The 12,542-nt window shown below is 38.6% G+C and carries 11 protein-coding genes; 5 read left to right on the top strand and 6 right to left on the bottom strand.

Annotation, left to right across the window (positions count from 1 at the left end):
- Window positions 1-26: 26 nt before the first annotated feature.
- Complete coding sequence (locus H4J61_RS01455) at window positions 27-1,886, bottom strand: M1 family metallopeptidase (RefSeq protein WP_182183032.1); 1,860 nt, start codon at window positions 1,884-1,886, stop codon at window positions 27-29.
- Between the two features lie 91 nt (window positions 1,887-1,977).
- On the bottom strand, window positions 1,978-2,844 hold the full coding sequence (locus H4J61_RS01450) for an OmpA family protein (RefSeq protein WP_182135210.1): 867 nt from the start codon (window positions 2,842-2,844) through the stop codon (window positions 1,978-1,980).
- Between the two features lie 195 nt (window positions 2,845-3,039).
- Between H4J61_RS01450 and rnt the strand changes: the two genes are divergently transcribed.
- Complete coding sequence (gene rnt / locus H4J61_RS01445) at window positions 3,040-3,735, top strand: ribonuclease T (protein WP_182135208.1); 696 nt, start codon at window positions 3,040-3,042, stop codon at window positions 3,733-3,735.
- 60 nt (window positions 3,736-3,795) lie between these two features.
- Here the strand turns inward: rnt and H4J61_RS01440 are convergent, their stop codons facing one another.
- The 3 genes from H4J61_RS01440 to H4J61_RS01430 form a co-directional block, all read right to left on the bottom strand.
- The gene (locus H4J61_RS01440; RefSeq protein WP_182183029.1) at window positions 3,796-4,182 is read right to left on the bottom strand and encodes a hypothetical protein; all 387 of its coding nucleotides are present in this window, start codon (window positions 4,180-4,182) and stop codon (window positions 3,796-3,798) included.
- Window positions 4,183-4,417: 235 nt separating this feature from the next.
- Window positions 4,418-5,023 carry a peroxiredoxin gene (locus H4J61_RS01435; RefSeq protein WP_182135205.1) on the bottom strand — a complete coding sequence of 202 codons (606 nt, stop codon included), beginning with the start codon at window positions 5,021-5,023 and terminating at the stop codon, window positions 4,418-4,420.
- Between the two features lie 84 nt (window positions 5,024-5,107).
- Window positions 5,108-5,449 (bottom strand): Grx4 family monothiol glutaredoxin, encoded by a 342-nt coding sequence (locus H4J61_RS01430; protein ID WP_220461162.1) that lies wholly within the window; start codon window positions 5,447-5,449, stop codon window positions 5,108-5,110.
- A gap of 259 nt (window positions 5,450-5,708) precedes the next feature.
- On the opposite strand from H4J61_RS01430, the gene H4J61_RS01425 reads away from it, so the two are divergent.
- The 4 genes from H4J61_RS01425 (at window position 5,709) to H4J61_RS01410 (ending at window position 11,416) form a co-directional block, all read left to right on the top strand.
- The gene (locus H4J61_RS01425) at window positions 5,709-6,290 is read left to right on the top strand and encodes a Fe-Mn family superoxide dismutase (protein ID WP_182183027.1); all 582 of its coding nucleotides are present in this window, start codon (window positions 5,709-5,711) and stop codon (window positions 6,288-6,290) included.
- Window positions 6,291-6,623: 333 nt separating this feature from the next.
- Complete coding sequence (locus tag H4J61_RS01420; protein ID WP_182183024.1) at window positions 6,624-8,558, top strand: PrkA family serine protein kinase; 1,935 nt, start codon at window positions 6,624-6,626, stop codon at window positions 8,556-8,558.
- A gap of 33 nt (window positions 8,559-8,591) precedes the next feature.
- A complete protein-coding gene (locus tag H4J61_RS01415; RefSeq protein ID WP_182183022.1) occupies window positions 8,592-9,866 on the top strand; it encodes a YeaH/YhbH family protein in 1,275 nt (424 codons plus the stop codon).
- Between the two features lie 23 nt (window positions 9,867-9,889).
- Window positions 9,890-11,416, top strand: coding sequence for a SpoVR family protein (locus tag H4J61_RS01410; RefSeq protein WP_182183020.1), 1,527 nt, complete (start codon window positions 9,890-9,892; stop codon window positions 11,414-11,416).
- Between the two features lie 80 nt (window positions 11,417-11,496).
- On the opposite strand, the gene fadR is transcribed toward H4J61_RS01410, so the two are convergent.
- On the bottom strand, window positions 11,497-12,207 hold the full coding sequence (gene fadR / locus H4J61_RS01405; RefSeq protein WP_182135195.1) for a fatty acid metabolism transcriptional regulator FadR: 711 nt from the start codon (window positions 12,205-12,207) through the stop codon (window positions 11,497-11,499).
- Between the last annotated feature and the right edge of the window lie 335 nt (window positions 12,208-12,542).

Genomic DNA, 12,542 nt, shown 5'->3' with positions numbered 1-12,542 from the left:
TCGCAACAACTGGACTTAAGTTGAACTTAATTTAACAAAATAGCGTCAACAGTACCCTGTGCTAATGGGTGATAACCTGGACGTGCCTTTTTATATACTGCTTGTGCCCAACGCTTGCCTTTTGCTGATGTTGCCAACTCTTTATATAAAGGCACAATGAGCTTACGTCTACCTATTGATTCTAAGTAGTTTGCCATCGCCGGATACACCACGTCATAACCAGAGCGTAATGCTAACAAATACCAAGCATGAGCAACCTCGGCGTTGCTACTCTTGGTGAGGTTAAAGGCTTTATCTAAACTTGCCATACGCTGATTAGAAATGCTCAAAGGCAGATTATTAATAAAGTGTAACCATTCATGTAAGGTCCAATTTTGGGTCGGTATTTGCGCCAACTCGAGCTGATCACTGGTCCATTTTGCAATAGTATCATCAATTTTAATAAATGCATTTGAGCGTGGCTTAGGGGCGTAACTAGGTAAACCTTGCTCATAAATCCATTCATTGAGTTCGACATCACTCACGATATTGGGGTATTTATCAGTTAAGTTAGCTTTGAGATAAATAACAAAGTTTTTGGTACCTAAACTTTGAAAGGCGTGATCATCAAAATATTGCATGATGAAGGTATCAAATTTGTCTCGACCAAACTTTTCTTCTAAGTAAACTAAGAATAACTGCCCTTTGGTATAAGGTACGCCAGAAAAAGCATCGTCAGGGTCACGACCTTTAAGGTTGATATACAACTGAGTATCGCCTGGTGGTAGTTCAGCCATTTCATAACTTAAATTTTGCGCATCTAATGCGCGTTCCATTAAGGCTCTATCGGCGCCAAATACCGCTTCCATAATACGATTTTCAACATAACTGGTAAAACCTTCGTTTAACCATAAATCGCGCCAGCTTTCATTGGTCACTAAGTTACCCGACCAAGAGTGTGCTAGTTCATGAGCAATTAAATTGACTAAACTTTTATCGCCCGCAATGACTGTTGGCGTAATAAATGACAATCTTGGGTTTTCCATGCCACCAAAAGGGAAACTTGGTGGTAATATTAATAAGTCATATCGCCCCCAACGATAGGCGCCAAAAAGCTTTTCAGTTTCATCGATCATCAATTGCGTATCATCAAACTCAGCAACGGCCCGATCTAAAATATATTGTTCGGCATAAATACCGGTTTGCTTACTCATCGCTTTAAACTCTAAATCACCCACGGCAATAGCAATTAAATAAGCGGGAATAGCTTGCGGCATAGCAAAAGAATAATCGCCATCACGCAAAGCATCAGGTTCATTGTTCGCACTCATCACAGCTAACAAGTCATCTCTGGTGGTAATGCGAGCGTTGTAAGTCATGCGCACACTAGGCGTATCTTGTATGGGTATCCAAGAGCGGGCATGAATTGCTTGGCTTTGGCTAAACATAAAGGGTTTGTCTTTACCGGCGGTTTGCTCAGGAGATAACCACTGTAAGCCAGAGGCTTGCGGCAGTGAGTTATAATAAACTCTAATCATTGGCGTTTGAAAAGGTGTGTTAATAGTTAGCTTTGAACCCATCACATCATCACGCGTAGCCAACTGGTAATTTAATTTTACCCACTGATTACTGGCATTTTTTGCCATCACACGATGAATGTCTAAATCGCGGGTATCTAAATAAATATCAGCAACATCGTCGTCTAGCCAGTTAAGGCTTAATTCAGCAAAGCCCTTTAATGACTTTTGCTCAAAATCAACGTTCAAGTCTAGATAAAGGTGGCTAATTTTTACTTGGTCATAGTTTGCATAAGTTAAGGCATCAGCTGCTTGCGCCGAGGCTAATTGAACCCAGGCAAGCTGTACAACGCAAAACGTAGTGGCAACAAGGCGAACTAAAAATTTCATAAATCACATCCAAAGCTAAAAAGGCCTGTAGATTACAGTGAATCTACAGGCCTCTTCAAGTGCTATTTATTTTTAACCGCTTAAGATAAAACTATGGCTGTTCCATACGGATAACAACTCGACGGTTTTTGCCACGGCCAATAATGGTTTCATTAGACGCTACGTGGCGCTTTTCGCCATAACCATTCGCTTCAATGCGACTCGCGTCGATACCGCTGCTAACAATAAGTTCTCTGACATTATTTGCCCGGCGTTGTGACATTTTCAAGTTAGTGTTTCGGCCACCATAACTGTCTGAATAGCCATCAATTAGCACTAAGTCTAGCTTGGAATCAAGTGCTAAGTACTCAACAATCATATTCATCCGCTTTTGTGATGCTTTGGTTAATTTATCAGAGCCAAATTGATAGTTAAGCACTGTGTAAGAGATATCATCAAAGTTAAAGTCTAGTAAATTGCTCACGCAACTAACAAAGGCTTGATACGCTTGCTGAAAACGTGCGGTAGATAAACCAACGGTAATTTTATCGTCATCACTATACCAGTCGTTATAGTAAAATGTTGGGCTCATGCCTTGATCAAGCTCATTAAGCATATTCCAGGCAATTTTTTTCGGTAAGCCGGGAGAAAATTGTTTATGTAGTGTCATATTCGCTAACGTTCTACCGGCAATGCCAGGTCGCCAATTAGGCGCTTCAGAACGTACTTCGGCTAAAGAATAGCTGTCAGGCAGACGCATCATTTCCAGTTCAAATTCCATATTCATTTTTCGATTGGCCGAACTATAAAATTTGGCTTGACCATAACGTGGAATTTGATGTGATAAGGTGCATTGCAAGCGAGAATTATCGGTTAACTGCCAGCTAGAATTTGAAATATCTGCGCGATATTGCCTAGTCCCTGCATTTGTTTGGGCAATCAGTAATGATAATGTAACCAGCGTAATAGTTTTTTTCATAAAAATAATTTCATGTCAATTTAGGTAAATTTTATAGCGACATCTTTACTATCGACAAAATCGTCAATAACTTTAACAGTTAATTAAAATATAGCCAAAAATAAATTCACGCTTTTAGTGTTGGGTGATGTCTTAACCGTTTATTTCTGCGATAATCTCAAATAATATTTTTGCTAACCCGTACCCTTTGCCTTTATGTCTGATAATAAAACAGCGACTAACACCACTACTGAAAAATCACTACTTGCTCAACGCTTTCGCGGCTACTTCCCCGTCGTTATCGATGTTGAAACCGCCGGTTTTAATTCACAAACTGATGCGTTACTGGAAATTGCCGCCACCACACTGACCTTAGATGAAACTACTGGCCAATTAAGTTTAGATGAGACCATACATTTTAATGTTGACCCTTTTGAAGGCGCTAACCTAGAGCCAGCCGCATTAGAATTTACCGGTATCGATCCCACTAATCCGTTACGTGGCGCAGTAGATGAGAAAAAAGCGATTACGGAAATATTCAAACTTGTGCGAAAAAAAATGAAAGCGGCTGGTTGTCAGCGTGCGATTATAGTGGCACACAACGCAGCCTTTGATTTAGGTTTCGTTAATGCGGTCACTCAACGTTGTTCAATTAAACGCTCACCTTTTCATCCTTTTGTTAGTTTCGACACCACAACCTTGTCAGGCTTAGCATTAGGGCAAACGGTATTAGCAAAAGCCTGCGCAACAGCGCAAATTGATTTTAATAATAGTGAAGCGCATTCGGCACTATATGACACAGAAAAAACCGCTGAGTTATTTTGTTATATCGTGAATAAATGGCAACAATTAGGTGGTTGGCCATTAATTCAACCCGAAGAAACTGCACAGGAAAGTGCTGCTGAAGAATAATTTCAGTTCTATTTTGACCCTATCGCTGTGCTACACATCTCAACAGTTAACTGGCTAAAATTAAAATAATGACTTTGCTTTTCGGCGATTATTGACTCTGAAAAGCAAATTTCTTAATGCTAGCATCATTAAAAAAAAAGCTAAAAACTGTAAGCTGGGTAAACTGGTGTTTAATAACATAACCGTAGCAAAAGCAAAGTAGGTATAAGGTAGGTATTCGTAAAGCCATTCAGGTAAAGTGTTTTTGTTATTTGGCTGCTTTTCATTAGCTTTATAACGGTCAAGGCGACGATAGCCTGAGCGAGTGACCAAAGTTGCACAACCCGCCAGATAGAATAAACCGACAGAGGCAAACACAGGCCAAGTATCGTAAAAAGCAATTAAATAGCCACAAACTAAAAAATAAGCGTACGGCAGATTTTCATAAATGCATTTTGGATAAAACATCAACATTCCTTGGTGAGTTTATTTTTTAGCTGGTTTTTGCAGTATTAGCTGGTCTTTGTAGTAAAGAGTGTTTTTTTCATACCAAACAAATTAATTCTCAGCGTTCTCGATATTAGCTTAGTTATAAAATGCTATTTTTCAATGGTTTTTATATGCCTTTTAAAATTTTCAGTAAATTTCAGCCACAAAAAAAGCCGCTAAAAGCGGCTTTTTAACTGATAAATTAACTTAAGCGTTAAAGTTTATCGGCATTATCTTTAAGGTAAGCAGCAACACCTTCTGTCGTCGCTGTCATACCTTTATCACCTTTGTTCCAACCTGCAGGACATACTTCACCGTGTTCTTGGTGAAATTGTAAAGCGTCAACCATACGGATCATTTCATCAACGTTACGACCAAGGGGTAAGTCGTTAACCACTTGATGACGAACATTGCCTTCTTCATCTATTAAGAATGAAGCACGAAAAGCCACACCAGCTTCTGGATGCTCAACATCATATGCTTTACAAATCTCATGTTTAACATCAGCAACTAAAGTATATTGAACCGGACCAATACCACCATCGTTTATTGCGGTGTTGCGCCATGCGTTATGAGAGAATTGAGAGTCGATAGAAACACCGATAACTTCAACACCACGGTTTTTGAATTCTTCAATACGGTGGTCGAAAGCTAATAACTCTGAAGGACATACAAAAGTAAAATCAAGTGGGTAGAAAAATACTACCGCTTTTTTACCTTTAATGGCTTGTGCAAGATTAAAGCTATCTACAATTTCACCTGATCCTAAAACTGCTGCTGCTGTAAAGTCTGGTGCTGCGCGACCTACTAATACACTCATTATATTCTCCAATTTTTAAAATAAATTTAAATTACTTAATGTTAACTCCACCTGATATGGTGATGTTAGGTGATAATTCAATAGTTACTCTGAACTTTCTGCTGCGCTATGCTTAGCGGCAGATTCAGTGATCAAGGTTTGTAATTCACCTTGCTGATACATTTCCATGATGATGTCACAACCGCCAACAAGTTCACCGTCAACCCATAGTTGTGGAAACGTTGGCCAATCAGCATATTTTGGTAATTCAGCACGGATATCAGGATTGAGTAAGATATCAACATAAGCGAATTTTTCACCACATCCCATCAACGCTTGAGAAGCCTGTGAAGAAAAACCACAATTAGGTAATTTTGGTGAGCCCTTCATGTAAAGAAGGATGCTATTTTCACTGATTTGTTCTTTAATGCGTTCGATCGTATCCATAATAACCTCAAAAATTAATACTTATTGTGCTCAGTACTTAAAGTAAAACTCATGAAAATAAACAGAACAATAAATACTAAAGCAAAAAACTTATATATTAAAACATAATAGCCTTGATAAAACCTATGGTAATACCTATATACATGAGTAAACTATGTAAGCTTTAATACTTGAGTAGTTTACTAGGTTTTAGAAAAACAAACTACCTCTTTAAATTTGCATAAGAATAATTTTTTATAATCACTATCTGGAGAATATAATGACTATCGAGTTACCCGCACTACCATATGCTATGGATGCACTAGTACCACATATCTCAAAAGAAACGCTAGAGTTTCATTATGGTAAGCACCACAATACTTATGTTGTAAAGTTAAACGGTCTTATTGAAGGTACTGATTTTGCAGGAAAATCTTTAGAAGATATCGTTAAAACATCAACAGCTGGTGTTTTCAATAATGCGGCACAAATTTGGAACCATACGTTCTATTGGAACAGCTTAAGCCCTAACGGCGGTGGCGAACCAACAGGTGCATTAGCAACAGCTATTGATGCAAACTTTGGCTCATTTGCAGAATTTAAAGAAAAATTCACTGCTAGCGCCATCAATAACTTTGGTTCAAGTTGGACATGGTTAGTTAAAAATGTTGACGGCAGCCTTGCTATCGTTAATACATCAAACGCTGCGACGCCACTTACTGATGAAGGTGTTACACCGCTTATCACAGTAGATTTATGGGAACATGCTTACTACATTGATTACCGTAATCTTCGCCCTAGCTACATGGAAGCTTTCTGGGCCTTAGCGAACTGGGATTTTGCCTCAGCAAACTTCGCTTAATCGCTAAAGCAGATTAATTTCAATTTAAAAGGTCAGCATTCATTGCTGGCCTTTTTATTTGCCTTAAATTCAACCAATACACCTTTTCAACCAACATACCTTAAAGTTGATCGTCTATTCAATAACATAGCTTCCTCACTACCACCCTCTGGTTACAATTCTTTTCGCTAATATTTAAGCGCTTTCATAATTAACATCTAGACTTATACATATACTAAGTAAAACAGTAATGCTAAAAAAAAGTCACAGTATTATGTCGGGTTTGATAAGTAACATTTCTCAAGTAGTCGCATTATCAGCCCAACCTGAACGATTTATCTTCTGGAGGCGGTTATGAGTATATTTCAACATTTCCAATCACGTTACGACGAAGCACAAGAAGAGTGCTATTCAATTCAAGACTTCCTTAGTCTATGTCGTCATGATCCTATGGCCTATGCTAGCGCAGCGCAGCGGTTGTTAAAAGCCATTGGCAAGCCAGACATGATAGATACCTCGAATGAGCCTTGTTTAAGTCGAATTTTCTCCAACCGGGTTATTGCCCGTTATCCCGCTTTTAAAGATTTTTATGGTATGGAGGAAGCCATAGAGCAAATTGTGGCCTATTTAACTCACGCTTCACAAGGCTTAGAAGAAGAGAAGCAAATTCTCTATTTACTGGGCCCAGTGGGTGGCGGTAAGTCGTCATTGGCTGAAAAATTAAAAGCGTTAATACAGCAAGAGCCAATTTATGTCCTGAGTGCAAACGGCAAACGCAGTCCAGTCAATGATCACCCTTTTTGTTTATTTGATGCCAATGCCGACGGAAAAATATTGCAACAAGAATACAATATACCCGCACGTTATCTCAGTACCATCATGTCACCTTGGATTGCAAAACGTTTGCATGAGTTCAAAGGCGATATCGCAAAATTTGAAGTGATAAAAATTTATCCTTCCATTCTGGACCAAATTGCCGTGGCTAAAACCGAGCCAGGAGATGACAACAACCAAGATATTTCTGCTCTGGTCGGTAAAGTAGATATTCGCCAATTAGAACACTTTGCTCAGAATGATCCTGATGCCTATAGCTACTCAGGGGCTTTATGTCGTGCCAACCAAGGATTAATGGAATTTGTTGAAATGTTTAAGGCCCCCATTAAGGTATTACATCCGCTTTTAACAGCAACACAAGAAGGTAACTATAATCCGACCGAAGGTCTTTCCGCCCTGCCATTTAATGGTATTTTACTGGCCCACTCCAATGAGTCTGAATGGACAACCTTTAGAAACAATAAAAACAATGAAGCCTTTTTAGACCGAGTTTATATTGTCAAAGTACCTTATTGTATGCGCGTCTCTGAAGAAGTAAAAATTTATCGAAAACTATTAGAAAATAGTGAATTAAATCATGCCCAATGTGCACCAGACACCTTAGAAACCTTAGCCCAATTCTCAGTACTTTCACGCTTAAAAGAACCAGAAAATTCAAGCATATATTCTAAGATGCGCGTGTACGACGGCGAAAGCTTAAAAGATACCGACCCAAAAGCAAAATCATATCAAGAGTATCGAGACTATGCCGGTGTCGACGAAGGTATGTCAGGGCTTTCAACACGTTTTGCCTTTAAAATATTATCTCGTGTTTTCAACTTTGATCATTTAGAAGTGGCGGCAAATCCGGTGCATTTGTTTTACGTACTTGAGCAGCAAATAGAACGAGAGCAACTACCCAAAGAGATCAGCGAGCGTTATCTAGCCTTTATCAAAGGTTACTTATCACCAAAATATATTGAGTTTATCGGCAAAGAAATTCAGACCGCTTATTTAGAGTCTTATTCTGAATATGGCCAAAATATATTTGATCGTTATGTGACTTACGCTGATTTTTGGATCCAAGACCAAGAATACCGTGATGCTGAAACCGGGCAACTATTTGACCGTGAAGCACTGAACAATGAGCTGGAAAAAATAGAAAAACCTGCGGGGATCAGTAATCCAAAAGATTTCAGAAATGAAATTGTTAACTTCGTTCTGCGTGCAAAAGCTAATAATAATGGTAAAAATCCTTTATGGACCAGCTACGAAAAATTGCGCACCGTTATTGAGAAAAAAATGTTTTCAAATACCGAAGACTTATTACCTGTGATTTCATTTAACAATAAAACCTCCAACGATGATCAACAAAAGCATGATGATTTCGTTGAACGCATGATGACTAAGGGCTACACAAAAAAACAAGTCAGATTACTTTCTGAATGGTATTTACGCGTTAGAAAATCTTCTTAGGTTGTACTTAGTACCTCTAAGTTAGGAGCATAAATGACAAACTTTATCGATAGGCGATTAAATAGTAAAAACAAAAGCACGGTCAACCGACAGCGCTTTATCAGACGTTATAAAAGCCAAATTAAACAGGCTGTTTCTGAGGCAGTTAATAAACGTGGCGTCACTGATATAACCAGTGGTGAAAATATTACCATCACTAAAAAAGATTTAAATGAGCCCGTTTTTCATCAAGGTAGTGGTGGCATTAAAGACCGCGTTTATCCAGGTAACGACCAGTTTACCAGTGGCGATCACATTGCTCGACCACCACAACAGCAAGGGCAAGACGGCCAAGGTGATGCAAGTGATTCTGGCGAAGGCGATGATGACTTTGTCTTTACTATTTCCAAAGATGAATATCTACATTTACTTTTTGAAGATTTAGAGTTACCTAACTTAGAAAAAAACCAGTTAGATAAAGTAACTAATTATAAAACGGTCCGTGCGGGTTATTGCGCTGAAGGCGCCGCTTCCAACATCGATATTGTGAAATCATTACAAGGCTCAATAGCGCGCAGAATTGCCATGACCGCGGATAAACGCCGTAAACTTAAAACACTCGAAGCTGAGTTAACCTTGCTAGAGCAAGATAGACACGATAACACTCTAGCTAAACATAAACTTATTACGGCCATTGGCAATCTTAAAGAGAAAATCAGTAAAGTACCTTTTATTGACTCCTTTGATTTACGTTATCGTCATTACGCCAAACAAGCGCTGCCAACATCAAAAGCGGTGATGTTTTGTATAATGGATGTCTCAGGTTCGATGGATCAAGCCACTAAAGATATTGCTAAACGTTTTTATATTCTTTTATACCTATTTTTAACGCGTACTTATAAAACCATCGACGTGGTTTATATTCGTCACCATACCCAAGCAAAAGAAGTTGACGAACATGAGTTTTTTTATTCGCAAGAAACTGGCGGTACCATCGCATCAAGTGCTTTAGAGCTAATGATTGAGATAATGACACAGCGCTATAATGAAAAAGAATGGAATGTTTATGGCGCTCAAGCGTCTGACGGCGATAATTGGGCCGATGACTCTCCGCACTGCCAGCAATTAATGCGCGAAAGTATACTGCCAAAAACCCGATACTTTAGTTATATAGAAATATCTCAGCGTGCTCATCAAAGCCTATGGCAACAATATGCTCAACTTGCTGATACCGATGATGCTTTTTCAATTGAGCACATTAAAACAGTGGCAGATATTTATCCGGTATTTAGAGCCTTATTCAAAAGAAAAAAAGTACAAGCCGCGTAGGAATTCAATACATTGGAGCTTTTATGACTAAACGTAAACCACTTGACGATAGCAGTGACTGGACCTTTACTAAGCTTGAACAATACCAAAGTGAAATTGAGCGTGTTGCGCAACATTATCGTTTAGATACCTACACGAACCAAATTGAAGTGATCACCGCCGAGCAAATGATGGACGCCTACGCGGGTGTCGGCATGCCTATTGGTTATAATCATTGGACCTTTGGTAAGAGATTTATTCAAACCGAGCAAACTTATAAACGCGGACAAATGGGCTTAGCTTATGAAATTGTTATTAACTCAGACCCCTGCATTGCGTATTTAATGGAAGAAAACACCATGGCGATGCAAGCCCTTGTTATGGCACATGCTTGTTATGGGCATAACTCATTTTTCAAAGGTAACTATTTATTTAAATCATGGACAGACGCGAGTTCGATTATTGACTACTTACTGTTTGCTAAAAAATATATTGCTGACTGCGAAAATAAACATGGTATTGACGAGGTTGAAGCTTGCCTTGATGCTTGCCATGCCCTAATGAATCATGGTGTTGACCGTTATAAACGACCACAAAAAATATCAATGGAAGCAGAATTAAAACGTCAAAAAGAACGTGAAACTTATCTGCAGTCACAAGTAAACATGCTGTGGCGAATTGGTGCAGATAATGAGACAGAAGGCAAAAAAACCAAGGCAACTTTTCCAACCGAGCCCCAGGAAAATATCCTTTATTTTATCGAGAAAAATGCCCCACTATTAAAACCTTGGCAACGAGAATTAGTACGCATTGTTCGGAAAATTTCTCAGTACTTTTACCCTCAAAAACAAACGCAAGTGATGAATGAAGGCTGGGCTTGTTTTTGGCACTACACTATCCTAAATCATCTGTACGATGAAGGCTTAGTAACAGATACCTTCATGCTGGAGTTTTTACATAACCATACTAATGTGGTTGCACAACTTGACTATAACAGCCGTTATTATTCAGGTATAAATCCCTATGCACTAGGCTTTAATATGTTTATGGATATTAGACGGATATGTGAAAATCCAAGTGAGGAAGACAAGCTTTGGTTTCCAGAAATAGCCGGCAGTAATTGGCTTGATACTGTGCATTTTGCTATGGAAAACTTTAAAGATGAAAGCTTTATAAGCCAATTTTTATCACCAAAATTAATGCGAGATTTTAAACTATTTCATTTACACGATGACAGTGATAAAAACTACATTGAAGTGGGCGCTATTCATAATCAAAGTGGCTATCAACAAATTCGAACTATGTTATCTGACCAATACAATTTAAGTAACCTAGAAGCAAACATCCAAATTATTAATGCCGATGTTAGTGGCGATCGCTCATTAACTTTACGCTATATTCCGCATCAAAAAGTATCACTCGCTGACTCTAAAGATGAGGTGTTAAAGCACTTATATTACCTGTGGAAATTTGATGTGAAACTGCTACAAGAGAATAAATACGGGGTTGACGAAATTATTGCGCAATGCCCAGAGCCAGATGAATTGGCAAAAAAAAAGGCAACTATTTAGTTGCCTGATTTACTTTGCATGATTTACTTTACGTAATAACGTTAACTTCAGGTTATTGCTGCTCAGCTATTATTTATTAGTTATTCAGCAAGTTCTTTTAATACTTCGTCTTTTAGCTCAATCCAAAGTTTACCTGACTCAATACCATATTTTCTGACCGCAAATACAGCTTCGTCGCATTGGCCCGCTTTAGCTAGTTCAATCAGTTTTTTATAATAGTTTCGTGATATTTCACGGCCGCGCGGATGAGAATAATACAAAGTACCTAAACGCGAATACAAACCTCTAAAACCATTTAGAATCAATAAATAAATAGAGTTTCCTGAGGCTACAACCAAGTCTTTATTAAGCTTGTAATCAAACTCAGCAAACGCTTCGCCAGTATCTTCAACATCTTCAATGGCTGACAATAATTCAATGGTTTTTTCTGGATTATTTTTAATTGCGCCACGGACATATATCGCACTAATATTGGTACGCGCCGACATTAAATTATCCACTAAATCAGGAATTCCTTCTTGATCAAGCTGCGCTAACGTTTCAAGAATGTTAAGGCTAGACGTTTCCCAAAAATTATTAACTTTTGTCGGCTTACCATGTTTAATGGTTAACCAACCATCGCGTGCTAAACGTTGTAGCACTTCTCTTAATGTCGTTCTTGTGACGCCGATAAGTTCTGATAATTCACGTTCAGCGGGCAAAATAGTACCCGGTGGAAATCCACCATTCCAAATAGATTCTACAATATACTGCTCGGCAAATCCTGCTGGGCTGTTCGCTTTTATAACCATGTGGCTCCACATCACTTAAAGTTGACTGTAATTGAAACAGATTGTACCAGAAGATCCAATGGACACAAGCGCAATAGAATTGATAATAATTGACTAGTGCCACTTAAGTTGATAATTCAGGCAGGTTGAGAATTTTTATCATTAAAATTTAGCAGCAGATTACAGCTAGCATTGTTTAGGCAGCTTAAGGGGATTCAAAATCCGGTTTCGAAACAAGTGACGGTTCAAGTCCGTCCTGCGGTACCAAAATATGAAAGCCCTGATTCGAAAGAGTCGGAGCTTTTTGTTTTTTAAATTCAGAATTTTAAATCCATATCTTGCCTAGGCTGTACAAT

This window comes from Colwellia sp. MB3u-4 (assembly GCF_014077065.1).
In the GTDB taxonomy this organism is placed as follows: Bacteria; Pseudomonadota; Gammaproteobacteria; order Enterobacterales; family Alteromonadaceae; genus Cognaticolwellia.
The sequence above is the reverse complement of the archived record's forward strand: the minus strand, read 5'-3'. Positions and strand labels throughout refer to the sequence as shown.

What these genes read in the sequence shown, in the direction of transcription:
- fadR (WP_182135195.1), bottom strand. Translation starts at nt 12,207, where the DNA reads ATGGTTATAAAAGCGAACAGCCCAGCAGGATTTGCCGAGCAGTATATT.
- H4J61_RS01450 (WP_182135210.1), bottom strand. Translation starts at nt 2,844, where the DNA reads ATGAAAAAAACTATTACGCTGGTTACATTATCATTACTGATTGCCCAA.
- H4J61_RS01430 (WP_220461162.1), bottom strand. Translation starts at nt 5,449, where the DNA reads ATGGATACGATCGAACGCATTAAAGAACAAATCAGTGAAAATAGCATC.
- rnt (WP_182135208.1), top strand. Translation starts at nt 3,040, where the DNA reads ATGTCTGATAATAAAACAGCGACTAACACCACTACTGAAAAATCACTA.
- H4J61_RS01440 (WP_182183029.1), bottom strand. Translation starts at nt 4,182, where the DNA reads ATGTTTTATCCAAAATGCATTTATGAAAATCTGCCGTACGCTTATTTT.
- H4J61_RS01455 (WP_182183032.1), bottom strand. Translation starts at nt 1,886, where the DNA reads ATGAAATTTTTAGTTCGCCTTGTTGCCACTACGTTTTGCGTTGTACAG.
- H4J61_RS01425 (WP_182183027.1), top strand. Translation starts at nt 5,709, where the DNA reads ATGACTATCGAGTTACCCGCACTACCATATGCTATGGATGCACTAGTA.
- H4J61_RS01420 (WP_182183024.1), top strand. Translation starts at nt 6,624, where the DNA reads ATGAGTATATTTCAACATTTCCAATCACGTTACGACGAAGCACAAGAA.
- H4J61_RS01410 (WP_182183020.1), top strand. Translation starts at nt 9,890, where the DNA reads ATGACTAAACGTAAACCACTTGACGATAGCAGTGACTGGACCTTTACT.
- H4J61_RS01435 (WP_182135205.1), bottom strand. Translation starts at nt 5,023, where the DNA reads ATGAGTGTATTAGTAGGTCGCGCAGCACCAGACTTTACAGCAGCAGCA.
- H4J61_RS01415 (WP_182183022.1), top strand. Translation starts at nt 8,592, where the DNA reads ATGACAAACTTTATCGATAGGCGATTAAATAGTAAAAACAAAAGCACG.